Source organism: Alicyclobacillus sp. SO9 (assembly GCF_016406125.1).
Lineage (GTDB): Bacteria > Bacillota > Bacilli > Alicyclobacillales > Alicyclobacillaceae > SO9.
In genome coordinates, this window is sequence record NZ_CP066339.1 from 3825062 (window position 1) to 3844007 (window position 18946).

The following is an 18946-nucleotide window of genomic DNA, read 5'->3' on the forward strand; positions in this document are numbered from 1 at the left end:
TGTACTAGTGGGCGGGAATGATTACGAACATAAGAACGAAGCTGCCTTTGAAACCTTCTCGGAACTTTCCTTTGAATCCGTGGCGTAACAGCGCACTACAGTCACTACAGTCACTACAGTCACTACAGTCACTACAGTCACTACAGTCTCTACAGTCACTACAGTGCCTTTATCATGCCGCCGTCTACGAGTAGTGCCTGCCCGGTTATGTAAGACTGGGAAAACGATGATAAAAAGACAACTGCTTTTGCAAACTCGTCCGCGTCGCCGTACCGTCCGACAGGTATATCTTTCACAAACTGATTGCGTACCGTCTCCATATCCATACCCGTACGTTGGCTAATCGCTGTATCCAATTGAATGACTCTGTCTGTTAAGATACGGCCAGGTGCAACCGTATTGACAAGAATGTTATCTGATGCCAGCTCGGACGCCAGGCTCTTCGTGAGAGCGTGCACTCCGGCCCTAATTGTGTTCGATAAAATCAGGTTATCTATCGGCTGCCGAATCGATGAAGATGTTATTGAAACAATTCGGCCTCCGTTACCTGCTCTCAAATGCGGCAGAGCCGAACGTACGAGCCGAATCATGCTCATTAGGTTCAGATTGAACGCATCTTCCCAATCGTCGTCACTAAAGTTGCTGAATCCGCCAGCAGGAGGACCACCCGCATTGGTCACCAAAACATCTAGAGAACCAGTGGCAGCGACTGCAGTATCAATTGCCCTCTCAATATCCGAGTTTTTCCTCACGTCCAGCACACACGTATGGACCCTCATACCTGTTTCCCGTTCAATGTCCGCAGCAGCGTCCCGCAAATTCGTTTCGTCGCGACTGGCGATGGTCACTGAAGCGCCTTCTCTTGCAAACTGTATCGCACATGCTTTCCCTAAGCCTTTGCTGGCAGCAGTGACCAGAACTGACTTGCCGGCCAATTTGAGATCCACCTGTATTTCCCCTTTCATCCATCATCCATCATCCATCATCCATCATCCATCATCCTGCACTATCATAGCACTTTCCGTTGACGGCACTCCATTTTTGTGATGGTCTGCACACAGGCGTTTGTACTGCATAGGATACATAGAGAACAAATTCGGAACTAAGGCAGCCTCAAATGGCAGTTTATTACCAGAGGCTCACAAAACTCTGCAGCAACCAGGCAAGTTGACGAACGCACTGTAATGGAGGCTGATTCAAGATGTATCCCATGGACCGAAATCAACACGAGAATAAACCCAAGATTTACTCCGGGCCGTTTTGGGTTTCTGATAATAACCACCCGCAACATGAGAACGATAGATTAACGATTATCGTGACGAACCCAACGAAGCGCGATCTGTCGGCATCCCTAGATATCGAGCAGGCTTCGGCACCGGAATCATTTGGAAAAACAACTTTGCCTTTTGTGTTCTTCGCATCGAATGCACCCGTCTATTCGATTGGACCGACAAATATCTCACCTCAGAAAAGTCTGCAGATCGATCTCGATTTATCCATGTTCAAGGTAAGCGATTTGGCAGGCAGCGGTGCCCTTCGCATTACCAGTACTGGCGACTACGAGATTAAGCGCAACCAGGTTGTGGCCGGAAAATTGGAAATCCAAGTACTTGGCGGTGCCGGCCGAACAACAGTGACTGGCGATCCCGTTCCCGGCATCGACGTTCCCGACCCGAGCCTGACGTTTCATCTCCGAGACTTTGTCACCAATACATCAAGCTCACCAACTCAGCGTCCGCCGCAACAGATGCCCCCATTTTAATTTGTTTCTATGGAATACTGTCCAAATAAGGCTGCCCTTCATTACAACTGCTAGGACGGGCCTCGCGAAGTGTCCCATACAATGATTCACACGAATCTGGAAAAACGGTCTTCATAACTTTCGGTCCAATACAAACTTGAAGCAGGATAGTAGCCGTTGGGCTTATCCTGCTTCAATGTCAACTAGATTTTCAGTTAAATCTTACAATGTTTCCAAATGATGAACATGTATCAACAAGTACTGTAATGAACAAGAACAGCCATAACCCCTAGTTCTGCTTATGTGCTTCCAGTTCGATCGAAATCTTGACTTGGTCTCCAACGAGCACGCCGCCTGTTTCCAGAGCAACGTTCCAGACCAATCCAAAGTCCTTTCGATTCAGGGTTGCCGCTCCGCTGAAGCCTGCTACTTCGTCTCCAGACATAGGGTCTTTACCTGAACCTTCATATGTCACAGCAAAAGTAATCGGTTTGGTTGTACCGCGAATCGTTAAATCACCGGTGACATCATATTTTCCGTCGCCTGTCTTCTCAATCTTGGTGGCGTTAAAAGTCAGTTCCGGATGATTCTCAACGTCGAAAAAGTCACCTGATTTCAGATGTCCCTCGCGGTCGGGATTTCTTGTATCAATACTTGCTACGTCAACCCAGAAGCTAATGTTAGCTGTGGTTAAATCTTCGGGATCGGCCTCAATAGCAGCGTCAAACTTCTGAAATGTCCCTTTCACCTTGGATACCATCATATGCTTTACGGAGAAGTCAATACTGCTGTGTGCAACGTCTACTGCCCACTTCGCTTTTGCCATTTATATCCTCCTTCACCAGATGTGTGTGTCTTCGATATTACTTTACAATAGTCACTTACGTTTTGTCAATTAGATATGCTATGCTCTTTTCGTTATCATAATTAAATTCAACGCACGAGTTTAACAAAAAATACGTAGGTTTTGAAGGAAAGGAGCACACTAAGTCATATGAATAACAGAGGAATACACCGCGAGATTAGCAGTGTCCGGACAATCGAAGCACAACAGGACAGCAACATTCACTCTGTTGGGATGGTGTTACAGCCTGGGGATTGGCAACACAACGATCCGTTTCTATTCCTGGCGGAAGACTGGTTTGAACAAGGGACTTTTGATGTACACCCTCATCGCGGCATTGAAACTGTAACCTATGTCATTAGCGGTCACTTAAAACACTACGACAACAAATTCGGAGATGGAGAACTCTCGCCGGGGGACGTGCAGTGGATGACTGCCGGAGGAGGCGTGATTCACAAAGAGGATCCCGCAGACGGAGAAACAGTGCACAGCCTCCAACTGTGGGTGAACCTTCCTAAAGAACAAAAAATGACAACCCCCAGGTATCAAAATCTCCGAAGTCAGGATATGCCTGTACGCCGAGAACAAGGGGCGCTTATCCGTGTGTTCTCAGGACGGTCTGCAGACGTGGAAGCGCCCACTAAAAACCACGTTCCAGTGACTATGGTAGAAATTAACCTGAAACCAGGCGCTTCCATCAGCCAGGACCTGCCTGCAGATTACAATGGATTTATGTACGTGCTTGAGGGACAAGGAAAATTCGGTTCCAATCAAGTCGAAGGAGCAAAGAAGCAAGTCTTGTGGCTCGGAAATGCAGACGGAGCAGAGGATAGTTCAGTAGAAATTCATGCCGACACAAAAATGCGCGTACTCCTATATGCGGGACGCCCACTGCATGAACCTGTAGTCGCATATGGTCCCTTTGTCATGAATACCAAAGCACAAATCGCTCAAGCATTTGACGACTATCAATCAGGAAAATTTGCACATTAGAAACGGACGCTTTAAACACCTCGGACTCCGACGTACAGAAATGAGTCACAGCCAACGAAGACTTATGGTGATCTCTCAATACCCTTCGTAACATGCGCCACTACTGAGCGAGTAGGCTTATAGTAGGGCGCAAATCCTTACTAAGGAGGAGAAATCACTATGGCTCAAAAATATCGGTTGATTAAGACTGATTCAACAGGGAGTCGGTATTCTCCCTCCGCTGTGGACTCAGGTGCAAAAGACAACATACAACCAAACCAGACCAGCCGCATACAATCTGGCTCTAGACCTAGTTATCAACCGGTAAAATCCCAACGAAAGCTCCGATTTTGGAGAACGTTTACTATTGTCTTGTTTTCAGCCGTAATAGTAGTGGCAGCCCTCTTATGGATGCATAACGTTTCGGGATCGCTGGGTCATATACGGCATTCACTCGTACAGCAGTCCCAGACAAATGCTCAGCAAAATCGCCAGTTGTCACAGATTCAATCGACTTTGCAAAGCATCCAACACGATTTGGCAACACTCGGGCAACAAATGCAGACCGACTTTCTTAAACTCTGGACGGCTGTCAGCCATTCCAAGTAGTATATCTCAAGTGTGTCCTGCGGAGAATCGCGATTAGTGTAGCTCTAGGTTTAAGTTTTAGGGTTGAGTTTTAGGGTTTAATGAAGTAACAGTCGCAGCCATGACCGAGTGAAGATAACGATTTTGATAAGCTGTCCTGACTGTTCAGGACAGCTTTCATCTTCGCGCATTGTTTAAGTTGGCGTGACTCTATTGTCATGCCGCCAACTAGCTCCGTGAAGTTAAAGTTCACAGGGAGTTTGCAACACGAACCCGCTTATATTCACAAAGGACCACTCTACAGAGGCTCCGACTTCAGAGAAAATTCACTCGCCAGAATCCCGTAGATAAACGAACTCTGCCATTTTCCTTTCCAAAACATATGCTCCCGCAACACTCCTTCTTTGGTCATTCCTAGCTTCTCCATGATTCTTGCCGACGTAACATTCTCTGGCCTGCATGTCGCATAAATCCGGTGAAGGTTGAGTCTCGAGAAACCAAATTCGCACAAGGCATGTGCACTTTCGGTTGCAAATCCCTGCCCCCAGAACGCCCGATTGAAACAATATCCAAGTGAAGCCTGCTGGTACTCCTCGATATGTAGTCCGCTTCCACCAATCAACAAACCGTTAGCCTTGAGCGTAATCGCAAATTCGTATGTCACTCGGGGAGTTTGCTTCTGAGACACTAGCATCCTGTCGATATATTCCTGTGTTGCAGCCTCCGAATTAGGTCCCCACTCCATAAACTGCACAAGTTCCGCGTCCGAAGCATAAGCCTGCACTTGCTCCCAATCTGCTTCGATAAATTCCCGTATTATTAATCGATTCGTTTCAATTCTCATGGCAAACTCGTCCCCCGCTCCATTTAACCCCTCTTTAACCGTCTTTGTGTGTTGACTCAAGACTTATCAAGAATGTTTCTGCCACGGCATAATGGCGGAAAGCTGACGGTATTGCCTGTCCAAAGATTGACGGATATACTGGCCTCATCCTAGGAATGGAAAAGACGCCTCCATTACCTGTGACACTGTTAGCGCAGTGCCACTAGAGGCGTCCCACATTCAACATGATCATTATAGCAGAATTTTCGTTAATTGAGCAGTCCCCCGGTGTTTTTTGTTCGAAGTGAGGAAGTCATCCCATGTCCGTGTTGCCAGGGACACCTAGGGGTGGCAGGGAGTCGGCGTAGGGGTTGTATCAAAAGTTCTGGAGAGAAGATTCAACTCATCATTCGGAGAATGCGCTGCGAAGGTTGCAAGCGGATCCATCATGAACTCCCGAACCTGCTTGTGCCTTACAAACGTTATGAGGCTGAGAGTATTGAGCAAGTTGTTACACAGGAAGCCCCAGCCGTCGGAGCCGATGAATCGACGCTTCGCAGAATCCGAACATGGTTTGAAATATGGTCTGTGTATGCAACCAGGTGCTTAGCTTCCATAGCTCACCGAATGGAGTTCCCTGTAGAGAATGGGTCCAATCCTCTGCAATTCTCACTTCAAAGCATTGGACAGGCGGAATCTCATCAAAACAATGGATGGCTGGGGAAAGTTGTCCGTCCCATTGTAAATATGAATTTATGGGTACAGACCCGTTCTGCATTTTTGTCCGAATGAAGCCAGTCTACATTCATGTTATCCCTAGTTGAAAGAGGAGATAACCATGAAAGATTGGAAAAAAGCGGAGGATATTGCAGCGTACAGGGTACAACTAATCTCCCCATTGTTAGCAGACGGACTCGATGGAGCGAAGGTCCGGGACATCAAGGCTCAGATCTGTCAACAGCACGGTGTCTCTGAACGGAGTTTACGCCGCTATCTGGCTCAGTATCGCAAGCATGGATTTGAAGGACTCAAGCCAAAAGGAAAGCAGCATTTCCACTCATCCTCGTCACCGTTTAAAGACCTCATCGAACAAGCCATTCTGTTACGCCGTGAAGTGCCAAGCCGTAGTATCTCGCAAATCATTCAAATTCTGGAGTGGGAAGGCAAGGCGCTTCCTGGACAACTGAAACGCAGTACACTTCAAGAGAAACTAGCGGAACGCGGATATAGCGCAAGGCACATGCGTATGTATGCGGAGACAGGGATCGCAGCGCGCCGGTTTCAAAAACGGCATCGTAATCAGCTGTGGCAGTCAGATATTAAACATGGTCCCTACCTCCCCATCGGTCCGGGAGGAAAGAAGCTGCAAGTCTACCTGGTAGCGATGCAGGATGACGCAACACGCTTTGTATTACATGCCCAGTTTTACCCCACTATAGACCAATCCATCGTTGAAGATTGCTTTCGGAAATCCATCCAGAAGTATGGGGTACCTGAATCTGTGTACTTCGACAACGGCTCTCAATATCGCACCAAATGGATGTCCCGAACCTGCTCTAAATTGGGGATCAGACTTCGTTACACAAAAAGTTATTCGCCAGAATCCAAGGGGAAAATTGAGAGACTGAATAGAACGATTGACACATTTCTCAGCGAGGTGTCGTTGAACAATCCTCAGACACTAGAGCAACTCAATGAACAATTCCAAGTCTGGTTAAGTGAGTGTTATCAACATCGTCCACATGCCAGTCTGGACGAAAATGCCAGTCCTGAAACCGCCTACCGCAGTGACCGAAAGGCGTTACGCTTTACCACCCCTGAGGCTGTAGCAGATGCCTTCCTGCACGCGGAAAAGAGAAAAGTAGACAAGTCTGGCTGTATCAGCTTCATGGGTAAAAAGTATGAAGTGGGCCTTTCGGTAATTGGACAAGCAGTGGATGTAATCTACGACCCGGCGGACATCAGCCAACTTACCATTGAATGTTCGGGCCACAAACCGTGGCAGGTCAAAGAATTATCTATCGGAGAATCTGCAGGCCAGCGGCCTCCACTTCCATCGCATTTGGACACTCAACCTGCAAAGTCCTCCCGCCTTCTGGATGCAGCAAAGGAGCAGCATCAACAGCGCCGTGAACGAACGACACCCGCAGTTCGCTACGAGGGGCTATGGGAGGGGGAAACCGAGCATGTTTGAATCCTTTTACGAATTGCAACGCACCCCCTTTTCGCGAGATATCCCCACAGACGAACTCTATATACCGCCTGAACTCAAGGAGATTCTCGGCAGACTCAAGTATGTAGCAGAACGGCAATGGTTTGCTGTGGTAACGGGCGATTGCGGTATCGGCAAGACAACCACCGTTCGCAGATTCACAGAAGTCCTTTCCCAGTCGGCGTTTAAAACCCTGTACCTCTCAGATTCTAAACTAACGCCTCGGCATTTCTACAAGGGAATGTTGGAGCAGTTGGGGTATGAGGCAAAATTTTATCGTGGAGACGCCAAACGGCAACTTCATCGTGAGATTGAGATCATGCGTAGGGTTCATGGCCTACAGCCGGTGGCCATCATTGATGAGAGCCATCTGTTGGATAGAGAAATGTTAGAAGAACTCAGGTTCCTACTCAATTTCCGTATGGACTCACAAAGCCCGATGTCCCTCATACTCGTGGGACAAAATGAATTATGGGAACGTCTGAACTTACAATCCTACACTGCCATCCGGCAGAGAATTGACTTACAATGCAAACTGGAGTACTACGATAGAGCGCACGTTGGCGAGTACATTGAACGACACATGGCCTACGCTGGGGCAGAGCACACCATCTTTTCCGAGAAGGCGGTTGATGAAATTTATCGCTATTCTGCTGGTGCACCCAGGCTCATTAACAAAGTCTGTACGCATTCTCTACGTAAGCGTCAAACCACGGACACATTGCAGCATCATGCCACATCTGCCAGTATTGAAAAGCCCCACCGGCTAGCCAGCGGGGCTGTTGTATAGGGTTGTCTATCGACGATGTCGGACTTGTTCCGGCAAGCCGTCGGACCAAGGTAACAGGGTCGCCAGTGAATCTTCAACGGTCTGGTCGAGGTTAGGCAATTGTTCAAAAAGGTATTCGAGATAGGCAAACGGGTTCAGACCATTTTCTTTCGCTGTTTCCACGATGCTGTAAGCGACAGAACTGGCTCTGGCTCCGCTGGGGGCGTTACTAAACAGCCAAGACCGTCTTCCGAGAACGAAGGGTTTTATGGAGCGTTCCGCACGATTGTTATCTATCTCCAGGTTCCCGTCTTCCAGAAATGTAACAAGCTTCTCCCATTGGTTCAAGCAATAGTTTACTGCCTCGCCCAAGGTACTCTTGGGGAGTACATTGTCTTTCTGAGTATGAAGCCATGCTGAAAAAGCGTCGAGAACAGGTCGACTCTGTTTCTGGCGCTCCTTGTACCGTTTCTCTGTACTGGCGTCCTTCAGTCCACGTTCGATCTTAAACAGTTTATTGCAGAAGTCCAATCCTTCTTTGGCAGCCGTTGGACCTTTGCGTTTGCCTGCAGGCAAAGCTTTCAAAGCCTCATCAAATTTGCGCCGTGCATGACTCAGGCAACCCGACAGTCTCACATTGGGAATGTCATTGTACCCGACATAACCATCCACGTGCAGATATCCATGAAATCCTGCCAGAAAGTTCATTGGATGTTCTCGTCTGCGTGTTTCCTGGTAGTCATAGAGAACAATGGGAGGTCCGTCCCGTCCACTGCGGTATAGCCACATGTAGGACTTGCTCTCTGCAGCTCTCCCAGCTTCGTGTAACACTTGGACCGTGGTCTCGTCTGCGTGGAGATACGTTCTTTTCAACAACTCTTCATGCATGCGCTCATAGATTTTGGCCAACCACTGATTCGCTCCATATAGAACCCAGTTGGCCAGCGTCTGCCGAGACAGCGGGATTTTCTGACGCTCGAACTGTTGTTCCAAGCGATATATGGCATGCCTTGTACGTATTTCTTATCCAGAATGTAGGCCAGCGTCGATGGGGAGGCCAAACTTTTCGGAATCACCGGCTCTGGCATCTGCGCCTTCACAATGGGGGTATGGATTTCATTACGTTCGCAGCGGCGACAACTATAGATGTATTGTACATGCTCAATGACTTTCACCTGCGCAGGAATGATCTTCAGTTCTCGTCGAGTTTCTGTGCTCATCTCATGTGTCGGATTGCCACAACAAGAACAGATCTGCTCCTCCTCAGGCAGCCGATATTCAATACGCTCCACAGGCAGGTCTTTGAGTAGCTCTTCCCGTTGGCCAGTTTGCTTCTTCTTTCGTTCGTACGTGATGGTTTCCTTTGGCTCTTCCGGGGTAGGTCTGCTTCCGACTCTGCCTCATTAAACAGCCGTGTTTGCAATGCGTCCGGATTCGTGCGTTCGCTGGATGCACCAAAACGCTTATGCTGAGCAAGACGGAGTTTCTCTTCCAGCCACTCTACCTTAGAATGTAACTCATCGTTTTTGTGCTTTAATGTTGTATTTTCATGCTGCAAAGCAGCGACCTCTTCTGTGGTCAAATCAGGTGATTTACTCATGCTATATCACTTCGACAAAACCTCAGAAAACCCTTGTTGTGACAAGGATTTTCGTGCTTTTTATCTAACTAAATGATGGTCCTTGCTTTCACTTTCGGATGTGCCTTTTTCTGGTGGACCGATAGCCCATCCAGAAGCCATCGCAACTCCCGCTGACCCATGACAATGGGACCCGTATGAGAGGCATCCGGCCACTGAAACCGGCCTTTCTCCAACCGGCGATAATGAATCCAAAAGCCGTTATGCTCCCAGTGCAAGACCTTGAGTTTGTCACGGTTTCGGTTACAAAAGACAAAAAGACACGGAGAAAAGGGGTCTAGGTGCAGAACCTCCTTCACCAGAACAGAAAGCCCGTCTATAGATTTCCTCAGGTCCGTAGGTCCTGGTGCTAAATACACACGCTTCTCCAGGTCAAACTCACCAAACATTATTCCGCCAACACCTGAACAACCTGTTTGAGTAGTGAGCGGTTGAACCCGTTATGTACTTCGACGGACGCCGCCCCCACGTGAACAACGAGTGCTGGTTCGGCGTCCTCTACCGAGTCCTCAACCTGAACGGATAGTAGCTTTACTCTGGGTGATGCAGTGGCATTGGTGGACGTCTCCTTGTCGAACTTCCGAGCCCAACGACGGAACTGTTTCACGTCGAGGTTGTGCTCCCTACACCAGGCCGCCGCGGTTTCACCACTTTCTCGAAACTCTTCAACAAGCTTTCTCCAATGATTTCGCACTTCTTCTCTGGACATAAAAAAACACCCCTCCGATTGGTTTGAGGTTATTATCTCTCCCCATGAATCCTACGACGAGGTGTGCTAGGTTTTACGCTTACTTCTCTACTCTATGGTGTGCAAAATCGCCAACCAATTATCGACGACTACATTGTGAGCATTGTGGTTCAAGGTGAACTCTCATGACGTGGTGCAAAGGATTCATCGCCTATGACGAGGAACTTGGACGGTGGGTGTTTGAAGGAGAGGATGCGTGGTATAGCCTTCGATGCGGGGAAACGCTTAAACTACATTTTCCGAACCGTACGATGACTGGGAGACTGGAACTATCTCAGAAATGGTATGTGATTCTGGAGAATGTACCACTCGGACTCCTTGAACGGCGAAGATACAAGGTAACCATAGAAATCTAAGTGCTCGCAGGAAGGATGTTGCATCCTTCCTGCTCTCCTGTATTCTCATGGCCAGGATTTCCGTCAAATCATGGACAACTTAGGCCGTCAAACTATGGCCACTATGTTCTGTCAGTAACACAAGAACAGCGTTTCCTGTCAATAACCCGTGCAATAACGCATGCAACAAAACAAAATAAGTCACAATAAGTCAACCCCTCGTGTCAATCCAAAACCTGCAAGTCACATGACCATTGTCATCGATGTAGTTTGAGTCTTGGATACCCCCATTATTTCGGATCGTCTTTTCTGATGCCACATTTTTTTCATCGCAGGTAAGCAATGCTCGTTGAATGCCTAGGTCTCTCGCCCGGATTAGCGATAGTTGCAGCAGTTTGGTCGCATACCCTTTTCTTCTTTCAGACGGTCTAATTCCGTACCCAATGTGTCCGCCTATGGTCCTAAGGTACTCTGTTAACCGATGACGGATATTCACTGCGCCAATGACGCGATTCGTTGCGTCCACCAGCCAAAATGTAGACGAAGGAACCCAGCCATCTGGTAAATTCGCGCCGCGTTCATTGTCAAGCAGAAACTCAAGCATGGAGGGAAAGTCTGAGGGGTCTCTGGAGATAACCCAAGGAACCATGTATTCTCCGGAGCTGACCCAGTCCTGATAGAAGGAAAAGTAGTTGTCTTGAAGTTGCATAGAAGGTCGTACAAGACAAACGTCATTCATCGTAACAAAGCAACTCCCTTGACTCACCCATGACGGGTTCGATCATTTCTCTAAACAGGTTTATATCCGCTCAGTGTTAAGGAAACGATTCTCCTCACTAAACCGCCTCGTAAAAGGACGAGGGACTTACGTTTGAAACATCGACCACTCGTTACTTCAACAATTAAACTCTAATTCACTGAAATAGACACACTATCAGTGGCGAACCCAGATATTTGGTTCCGTATAGGTGCCAACATCACGGTCTCTGTCGATGTAAAGTGTGTTTAATCCATCGGGAATGACGTAATGCCCAGTAGAAGGGAATTTCATCTCTGCCCACTGTTCCCATTGTTCGACCGTTCCTGTCATGGTCTGTGAATGGGGAGCCATTGCAATGATGCTGCCTCCCAAACGGATATGCGTTCTCAGCCAGGGGTCCAACGGTAGCCCATCTGGGCGAACCCACTGACTGTAGGTTTCTATAGGTGTCAATGGGTACCGATGCTTGAGCGTCGGTCGCAAGGGAACAATAACATGAGATAAGTTGGATGCGGAGGCGAGTTCCTTTAGGGCGAGAATCAGTTCACCTGCTACACCCTTGTTTGCAAACGTTGGGTTTACGATACCTGCGCAAATAACTAACGTATTTGGTTGGATATTCGTGTCAGACTCCCGTATCGCTCGTCTCAGTGTGTCCGTATAGCCTGACGGCAGGTCGGTTACCTCTCCCGTCCAACGAATCGGTACGCCCCAACCACTTGCCATCGGTTTATCTTCTCTCGCATCGACCAGGGCTATATGGTACTTTCCAAAACATTCGAAAACACGTTCGATGTACACCTCTGCTACTGGATCAGCCGTGATAAATGGAGGAAAACCCTCCGAAAAAAGTTCCTCAATTTGCTCATCTGCAAATTGCATAGCATCAAAGCGTTCCACACTATATTCCATAGTTATCCCCCCTGACTCTTGCCCCTAGGAACACATTATTTGCTGCAGCCAATCAACTTACATTGTTGTTTGCAAACAATAAAGTTGGTAACCGAACTTCTGGCTTCAAGCAGTTCAGCATCTGTCGACGAATAGCAGGATCGACAGCAAAAACCTATAAACATACACTAAAATGTATGTCCAGTCACTATGCTGAGCATATTCTTATGTAGCTAACGCCCCCGTTACTGCAATAGATTTACTACCAATTCCCTTACCAGAATAGCTAGATGAAAGGACGAATATGGCATCCGTCCTTTCATTCAACAGAGTTAATCTCATTTAGTGCCGTCCATCACGACAAAGGCTCTTAGTTCGCGGGCGGTGTTCTTGTACATACATGTCTTCGGCGATCATCCACTGATTTTCCCATAAATCACGTGCTTCTTCGCCGTCTCGTTCTAATCCTCGGGATAGTCTAACATCTCTAGGACAATCAATCCAAATAGATAAATCATACTGGTCAAACAGTTCTTTACGAAGGGAATATACCCCCTCCACAATGACAATTCCTCCAAGTGGCACAGTATGCCAATCGGCTAACGATCCGTTTCCCAATCGTATCTTTGGCATTGTCCCTGTTCGTTCTCACTAAGGGGGTTAAATACTTGTTCTAATATCCGTTGCCAGTCAAAGTCTGCTCCAATTGGCTTATTTACTGGAAGGTCGTTTAAAATTTGATTCGAAGGTAGATAGAAATCATCCATGTGAATGACGGTTACAATTTCAATAGTTCTTTGAAGCCTGTTTAGAATATGTTATTGTGTTTTGTTAACTACTATAAGAAACATTAAAGCTTGTGCTAGTGGTTAGAGCGGAGGGAACTAGTTTTCCATACGCACTAGACATTGTGACTTTCGTTAGGTTGCCACTACCAAGTGTTTCATTCAATCCGCTGCTATTCATCCAGTAGGCACTACTAAAATCGGTCGTCGCAGGAGACCCAGGATCGCTCTTCGGAGCTTCTAAGATAAAATCTGCCGTGTCACCAGGTACATTGTATGAAAATTCGTTTGCATAATATACGTTTGTTGTTAAGTCATCCACGTCAACATACCACATGTTACTACTAAAATCATAACTAACAGTAGCTGCGATATTGTCACCAGGATGTACATTAAAAACATATTGTGGTTTGCTTGGTAGCATCTCATACCAAGCTTCTTGTAAATTATCGTCAATACCTGTCTGAATTAGAGAAGAGGAATCGACTCCCCCAACCCCTACCCAAGGAGCAACGTCGCCGGTCGAATCGGAAACATCATTAAAGTGGGCTTGAGCACCCTTACTTTGAGTAGTGTTGACATAATATCCAGACCAGTTGCTGGATGTCGTAGATGTAACATAGCTCATATTAGGATGTTGCTTTACTTTTGATGGATTAGCTCGATGAATCATGTGATCAGCAACGTTTTTACCCAAAAACTTTTTAGCTAGTGCCTTTGCCTTCTTCGCGCTAATGTGGTGAAGAACTGGAGGTTTTGGGTCCATGGATTGTTGAGCGTTTCCCGTCGGAAGTGTGTTTGCAAAGACATTAGGAGCCATCATAACAATTCCGGAAAATAAAGTTACTGTTGTCAATACACTCTTTTTCATTACAAGATATTCGCTCCTTCTGTGGAATGATATGCAGTTCCTATTTTACAAACGCAAAAGAAACTGCACATCGGTCTAAAGACTGATTTTGCTTTGAGTGTTACTCACGGTTTGTTTTTCCCGTTTATATACGCTTTGACGTATACCCCATTCTTCAGCTTCACAACTATATTTCTTATCGATGCTTTCCCTGGAATCTTATAAATCGCCTCTGCTGAATTATCATTTGTTGCCCAGTAGTTTGAGCCATAGTTGGTTGAATGTTTTATGCGCAATTTGTAAATCAAATTGCCGACTTTAGTAGTCTTATTGGAAGTTATCACATAGTAAAACGTATTTGGACCTAAAGTATGAGACACCCATAGTTTTCGTTGTCCACAACCGACGATAGACACTAATGTAACCAAGACCAAAATAAATGTATATATGCGACTCAAACTCTATACACTCCTCTGAAGACCGCAATTATGTCGGACAACATACTCTGAATGTAGCAACCTTAAGCCTAATAGGAGGTTGCCTCATAATCAAACTAGCCTGCCCTTTAGTCCAGTAACGGAGTCAATCCAATTGTCGCACGAGCAATTGCTTCAATGCGCCAGATTGATTACCAAATTGATTGCGGACAAGACAGCAATTAAGAAGCCGATGACAAGCATCAGTAATGCCCATGCCTCTTTACTATCGGGGAGTCCTTCTGTGAACACGTTTAGCACAATATCCGCAATCGCAAGGAGTATTTCAACAAACCAATTCCGTTCGGTTTTTGGTGCTCTTCGATGAGATTTTTTGAGAATAAAACCGCCTAACACAAACGGAATGATACCTGCCAAAAGAAAAAAGAATTCTTTGGACATAATCCGCCTCCCTCCACAAGCGTAAGGAAGCAAAGAATTCAATTCAAGTGAGATTCTGCGGTGATTCTTTCCTATTCTGAGTTATATTACAAAAAGACGTTGGTTCAGTAACAACGAAAAGAACCTTTGTTATAAAGCCCAAACTCTAAAGTTCAGTGGAGCTATCAAAGCGAAGTACATTCTTCACTTATTTGTTCACGCCCAAACAACAGATTAACGCAGCTAATTCGAGTAAAGGAATTATATCCATATTCTGTGTGCGAATGTGTCGCATAGCTGCCCGTTAACGACAGAATTTAGTAAATTACTTGTTGCATATTTATGCACCTAACAATTCAATTTTTTCTTACTACAGACTCTACAACGCCTTCAACGGTGTTCTTGTCTAAAGTAATTCATGGTTTAAAAAGGGAGATAGACTCTAATTAACTAGATGAGTTAGAGCTAACAATAACGCTACTCCGCCCCCAATTAGACCAGTAATCGTTTTAAAGTCAAAACGAAAATTTTGCTTTCTTTTATTGTTGGGATAATAAACTCGAATAAGAAGCATATACAGCCCGCCGACCAAAGAACTACAAGCAATCATAATGCCTAGCCAGTGGAAAAAAATGTGGCTCATTTTTCACTTTCCTCCTTCGTGCCTGAAATAAAATCTTTCATAGGGACTCTGGGACATTCCTCTCTCTATGATCTTTCGTTTCCTTTCTCATTCTCGTTCAATCGCAGTTTTTCTCTATCGACATACAAGCAGTTGTGTTCAGGAACAGAGACAAAACCTCGGTAATGAACATCTGGGTATGCAGGAATAAAGGGTTACCCCCATTCTACCAAAATATGGTTGCACATTGGATGTCCATTTACACCTTTGTGGCTTACCCTCTCATGTCTCCCAGGGTCTCCTATGAGCCCGTTACATTCCTTCGTCCTGCCTGCCAAAGGATGGATGCCGTTGTCTGCTGCCCGCCTGGGTCTTTGTCCTAAAGGAATGTGTCGGACCGGCTGCTCCGTGCTTCGTTTGTCCATGGAGTTACTGCAACTGAACTAGATATCGAGAGAAACTAAGATCTTAGGCGACGTTCTGTGTTCGTTCTAGATGAACAGGTCCTAGCATTTTAACCGGATCATACGAGACTTCTTTACGTCCTAGTGCAAACAAAACTCGAATCAATCGACAACTCAGCGCAATGGCTGACTGCATTTTCTTAAGTGGATTCTCAGTTCTTTGCGTGTAGTATTCATGTTGCAACCGAAACTCCGTGTTTTTTGCTAATAACGGGATGACGCACCGGAACAATAGTGACCGCAGTCTTGGACGACCACGCTTAGTAATCGTCGTTTGCCCTTTATGTTCCCCAGAACTGTTTTCCTTCAGATTCAGTCCTGCCAACTTTTGAATTTGTCTGGGATTGTCGTAGCGTGTGAGCTCCCCGACTTCGGCTAGAAATCCAGCCACCGTAACTAGTCCCACCCCAGGTACGCTCAGCATGTTCTGTGCTCCAGGTATCTCACTGAGCAACTGCTCTACTTCACTCAGGAGTTGGTCTAGCTGCTTTTGGTACAAGTCATATTGACCTAGCAGAATCTCCAGCTCTCGGTGAGCCATCTTCAGTCCTTCCGTGAGTCCAATAGATTGTTCAGCCATCTCTTTCAAGAAATTCGCTTTACTTAATCCAACACCTCGTGAAATGCCACCCTGTCTCCACTCACAGACAATGTCAAGCGCGGTCATTTGCTCAACATCTGCTGGACACGGGAACTTGTGCAAACACACGAGAGCCGCCTTTCCTTCCCAGTCCTTAAAGACCTCTGTGAACTCTGGAAAGTAGCGCTCCAACCAGTTGTGGATACGTGCTTGAACTCGTTTTAAGTCTACGGACAAACGGTCTCTTTCGTTCATTCCTACCCGCAAATCTGCGTAGATATCTTCCGGAATGTTGGGTTCGGAGTACCGTCCATCCTTGACTAAAAGTGAAATTACACGTGCATCCTTGCGGTCGTTCTTTGTTGGACTATTGTCTTCCAACTCTTTTGTTTTCTTGACATGAAACGGGTTCACCACCACGACACGAATACCCTCTCGACGCAGGAACTGAGCGAGATTGATCCAATAGTGCCCTGTGGGTTCAACGCCGAAAACGACGTTGTCACAGCTGTGTTTCAACATGAGGGTCCGAACCCACTTCTTGAGTCCCCGAAATCCACGTCTTTCGTTCTTGAAAGTCAACGGAGAACCCAGCTCTATTCCACGAACGTCACAGGCACGTGCTACATGTACCTTCTTGGAAATATCTGCTCCGATGACCAAAGTGGACTCTGTAATCCTGCGAATCTTGGTGTTTTGCGTTATACTCATGTTAGTGTTCTACCTCCTGATTAGTGGTGTGTTTTCGTCGACATCAACACTATCAGGAGTTTTTTATTGCCTCAAACCCGGTTTTGCTTCATAACAGGAATGCTGCCCTTTAACGATACAACAAAATATTCTGAAAGTTGCTAAGCAACTCCCAAAAATGGCGTTGCCACCAGAAGCAAGACGACCATGATCAGGGACAAAACCCTACCGGTTTTTGCTCCAAAGTTATTTCTGTACTTGTAACCCAAGATCAAAGCTGGGATGTAGAACAAAAGTGCATAAAACATTGTAAAATGTAGCCCTGAATTACCGTTTGACCAAGGGCTTAACCCTAAAAATCTTAGTATACTATCGCCATATGCCACTCCATTATCAAATGAAAAGGAAAATAATATCCCGAACATCAAGAGCAACAATGAAATCGAACCTAAGCCAATTCTCTTCAAGGTCAATCCTCCATTCCTGTTCAACAATCCTGCCCGCTAATGACAGATCTCACAGTGTCAACGCAATGAATATCTATACACGTGACGAATCATTCAGATTGTCCTCGGCTTCTTGCAACAGGTTTTTGAGCCATTTCAGTGGAATCTGACAGTCCTGCTTGTTGGCATACCATACAAGTTCCAGCCCATCCTTGTCCTTGTGAATGCGTCCCACATCTTGTCCATTGAATTCAATTTCTAGAATTAAGTCGTAATCATGATCAGGGTCATTTACATAAACAGCTTCCCATTGTGACATGCCACTGCCTCCCTGAAACCACTGTGAAGCGTCGAACTCCTTATGGTACTTCCCCATAATCCAATAAAGCGCAGGCGTTCAAAGGGAATATTTATTCAAACTTCGTTGCGAGTTCCTTCCACTACCGCAATGTCTTACCCATTCTCCATACAACGTGGTTAAATGATTCCTCTTTCAACTTTGCAAGTCCGGCTTTTTCGTAGAACCGAACCGCATGTTCATTTGTAGGTGACACACGTAAATGGTATTCTGAAACGCCATGTTGGCGGAACCGCGCTTCAGCGTAATTGGTCAATTGCGCACCTTGTCCCTGACCACGAGCATCTGAAATAAGGTAGTACAGGCTCACGAAGCCAATCCGCCTTCCCTCGTATTTTCTTATGAAAAATTCCATTTGTCCAACAACTTGTCCAATGTCTTCAACCATGACATAGCCCCACGGAAACTGAACTGTCCGCTTTTTCAGCAAGTCGATGTATTCATCTTCGTCCAAGCCATTGTCTCTGCCGTTAAAGCTCACTCGAAATGAATCTTTCCGAAACTGGATACATGTAGAGAGGTCAGTGTTCAAGTCGATAGTACGAAACGAAAATGCCATGACGATCTCTCCTCACTGCTGCGCTATTCTGCCCCTGACCGATAACAGCCACAAAACACTCAATGAATATTCATGCAAATACGAGCACGTATAACCTTTTTTCCCCCCTTAAGTGATACTATGAAACCATGTTACTCGGACCCTAGGATGGTGGAGAATGGTTGCATCGTGGATAGGAAGTATTGATTTTGTGATGGTAATCATTTTATACATATTGCTGGCGTTAGGCTTACCTTTAGGAGACTTCGCTATGGGTGGGAAGCATAGAACCCTTCCTACGGCGTTACGAATCGCATCTATGGTATCAGTATTCGTGCAGATACTTGCAATCATGGTCCTCCTACAACTTGGACACATTGTGTCCATCCGGTTACCATCCGGTTACCATCCGGTATAGCCAGAGGGCTTGGGTA

General features: G+C 46.2%; 22 protein-coding genes and 1 pseudogene. 8 read left to right on the plus strand and 15 right to left on the minus strand.

The window, feature by feature from the left end; all coding sequences use genetic code 11:
* Positions 1-158 precede the first annotated feature (158 nt).
* Positions 159-947: an SDR family oxidoreductase gene (locus GI364_RS17995; protein ID WP_198850599.1), complete on the minus strand. Its 789-nt coding sequence runs from the start codon at positions 945-947 to the stop codon at positions 159-161.
* A 254-nt stretch (positions 948-1201) separates the two neighbouring features.
* Between GI364_RS17995 and GI364_RS18000 the strand changes: the two genes are divergently transcribed.
* Positions 1202-1762 carry a hypothetical protein gene (locus GI364_RS18000; protein WP_198850600.1) on the plus strand — a complete coding sequence of 187 codons (561 nt, stop codon included), beginning with the start codon at positions 1202-1204 and terminating at the stop codon, positions 1760-1762.
* A 268-nt stretch (positions 1763-2030) separates the two neighbouring features.
* Here the strand turns inward: GI364_RS18000 and GI364_RS18005 are convergent, their stop codons facing one another.
* Entirely contained in the window at positions 2031-2567 is a 537-nt protein-coding gene (locus tag GI364_RS18005; RefSeq protein WP_198850601.1) for a YceI family protein, read from the minus strand.
* Positions 2568-2735: 168 nt separating this feature from the next.
* Between GI364_RS18005 and GI364_RS18010 the strand changes: the two genes are divergently transcribed.
* Positions 2736-3578 (plus strand): pirin family protein, encoded by an 843-nt coding sequence (locus GI364_RS18010; protein ID WP_198850602.1) that lies wholly within the window; start codon positions 2736-2738, stop codon positions 3576-3578.
* A gap of 159 nt (positions 3579-3737) precedes the next feature.
* Positions 3738-4166 carry a hypothetical protein gene (locus GI364_RS18015; RefSeq protein ID WP_198850603.1) on the plus strand — a complete coding sequence of 143 codons (429 nt, stop codon included), beginning with the start codon at positions 3738-3740 and terminating at the stop codon, positions 4164-4166.
* Between the two features lie 277 nt (positions 4167-4443).
* On the opposite strand, the gene GI364_RS18020 is transcribed toward GI364_RS18015, so the two are convergent.
* On the minus strand, positions 4444-4989 hold the full coding sequence (locus GI364_RS18020) for a GNAT family N-acetyltransferase (RefSeq protein ID WP_198850604.1): 546 nt from the start codon (positions 4987-4989) through the stop codon (positions 4444-4446).
* Between the two features lie 267 nt (positions 4990-5256).
* Between GI364_RS18020 and GI364_RS18025 the strand changes: the two genes are divergently transcribed.
* Genes GI364_RS18025 through GI364_RS18035 form a run of 3 tightly spaced genes read left to right on the plus strand, consistent with a single transcriptional unit; the run spans position 5257 to position 7970 of the window.
* Entirely contained in the window at positions 5257-5760 is a 504-nt protein-coding gene (locus GI364_RS18025) for a DUF6431 domain-containing protein (protein ID WP_255524480.1), read from the plus strand.
* A 46-nt stretch (positions 5761-5806) separates the two neighbouring features.
* Entirely contained in the window at positions 5807-7162 is a 1356-nt protein-coding gene (locus GI364_RS18030) for a DDE-type integrase/transposase/recombinase (protein ID WP_198850606.1), read from the plus strand.
* Entirely contained in the window at positions 7155-7970 is an 816-nt protein-coding gene (locus tag GI364_RS18035; protein ID WP_198850607.1) for an ExeA family protein, read from the plus strand. Before GI364_RS18030 ends, GI364_RS18035 begins: the two co-directional genes overlap by 8 nt.
* A gap of 6 nt (positions 7971-7976) precedes the next feature.
* Here the strand turns inward: GI364_RS18035 and GI364_RS18040 are convergent.
* The 3 genes and pseudogenes from GI364_RS18040 to GI364_RS18050 all read right to left on the minus strand — a co-directional run bounded on the left by GI364_RS18040 (position 7977) and on the right by GI364_RS18050 (position 10297).
* A pseudogene (locus GI364_RS18040) lies at positions 7977-9549 on the minus strand (IS66 family transposase).
* 68 nt (positions 9550-9617) lie between these two features.
* Positions 9618-9977, minus strand: coding sequence for an IS66 family insertion sequence element accessory protein TnpB (tnpB, locus tag GI364_RS18045; RefSeq protein WP_198850608.1), 360 nt, complete (start codon positions 9975-9977; stop codon positions 9618-9620).
* Positions 9977-10297, minus strand: a complete 321-nt coding sequence (locus GI364_RS18050) for an IS66 family insertion sequence element accessory protein TnpA (RefSeq protein ID WP_198850609.1) — start codon at positions 10295-10297, stop codon at positions 9977-9979. Before GI364_RS18050 ends, tnpB begins: the two co-directional genes overlap by 1 nt.
* Before the next feature lie 164 nt (positions 10298-10461).
* On the opposite strand from GI364_RS18050, the gene GI364_RS18055 reads away from it, so the two are divergent.
* Complete coding sequence (locus tag GI364_RS18055; RefSeq protein ID WP_198850610.1) at positions 10462-10692, plus strand: DUF5348 domain-containing protein; 231 nt, start codon at positions 10462-10464, stop codon at positions 10690-10692.
* Positions 10693-10882: 190 nt separating this feature from the next.
* Here GI364_RS18055 and GI364_RS18060 read toward each other — a convergent pair whose 3' ends face one another.
* The 9 genes from GI364_RS18060 to GI364_RS18100 all read right to left on the minus strand — a co-directional run bounded on the left by GI364_RS18060 (position 10883) and on the right by GI364_RS18100 (position 18533).
* The gene (locus GI364_RS18060; RefSeq protein WP_198850611.1) at positions 10883-11410 is read right to left on the minus strand and encodes a GNAT family N-acetyltransferase; all 528 of its coding nucleotides are present in this window, start codon (positions 11408-11410) and stop codon (positions 10883-10885) included.
* 195 nt (positions 11411-11605) lie between these two features.
* Complete coding sequence (locus tag GI364_RS18065) at positions 11606-12343, minus strand: hypothetical protein (RefSeq protein ID WP_198850612.1); 738 nt, start codon at positions 12341-12343, stop codon at positions 11606-11608.
* Positions 12344-12664: 321 nt separating this feature from the next.
* A complete protein-coding gene (locus GI364_RS18070) occupies positions 12665-12955 on the minus strand; it encodes a hypothetical protein (RefSeq protein WP_370541796.1) in 291 nt (96 codons plus the stop codon).
* Between the two features lie 198 nt (positions 12956-13153).
* The gene (locus GI364_RS18075; RefSeq protein WP_198850613.1) at positions 13154-13978 is read right to left on the minus strand and encodes a hypothetical protein; all 825 of its coding nucleotides are present in this window, start codon (positions 13976-13978) and stop codon (positions 13154-13156) included.
* 590 nt (positions 13979-14568) lie between these two features.
* The gene (locus tag GI364_RS18080) at positions 14569-14835 is read right to left on the minus strand and encodes a hypothetical protein (RefSeq protein ID WP_198850614.1); all 267 of its coding nucleotides are present in this window, start codon (positions 14833-14835) and stop codon (positions 14569-14571) included.
* Positions 14836-15904: 1069 nt separating this feature from the next.
* Positions 15905-17191, minus strand: coding sequence for an IS110 family RNA-guided transposase (locus GI364_RS18085; RefSeq protein WP_198850615.1), 1287 nt, complete (start codon positions 17189-17191; stop codon positions 15905-15907).
* A 140-nt stretch (positions 17192-17331) separates the two neighbouring features.
* On the minus strand, positions 17332-17637 hold the full coding sequence (locus GI364_RS18090; RefSeq protein ID WP_198850616.1) for a hypothetical protein: 306 nt from the start codon (positions 17635-17637) through the stop codon (positions 17332-17334).
* Positions 17638-17710: 73 nt separating this feature from the next.
* Positions 17711-17935: a hypothetical protein gene (locus GI364_RS18095; protein WP_198850617.1), complete on the minus strand. Its 225-nt coding sequence runs from the start codon at positions 17933-17935 to the stop codon at positions 17711-17713.
* 121 nt (positions 17936-18056) lie between these two features.
* Positions 18057-18533 carry a GNAT family N-acetyltransferase gene (locus tag GI364_RS18100; protein WP_198850618.1) on the minus strand — a complete coding sequence of 159 codons (477 nt, stop codon included), beginning with the start codon at positions 18531-18533 and terminating at the stop codon, positions 18057-18059.
* A 250-nt stretch (positions 18534-18783) separates the two neighbouring features.
* On the opposite strand from GI364_RS18100, the gene GI364_RS24950 reads away from it, so the two are divergent.
* A complete protein-coding gene (locus GI364_RS24950; RefSeq protein WP_233095858.1) occupies positions 18784-18930 on the plus strand; it encodes a hypothetical protein in 147 nt (48 codons plus the stop codon).
* Positions 18931-18946 lie beyond the last annotated feature (16 nt).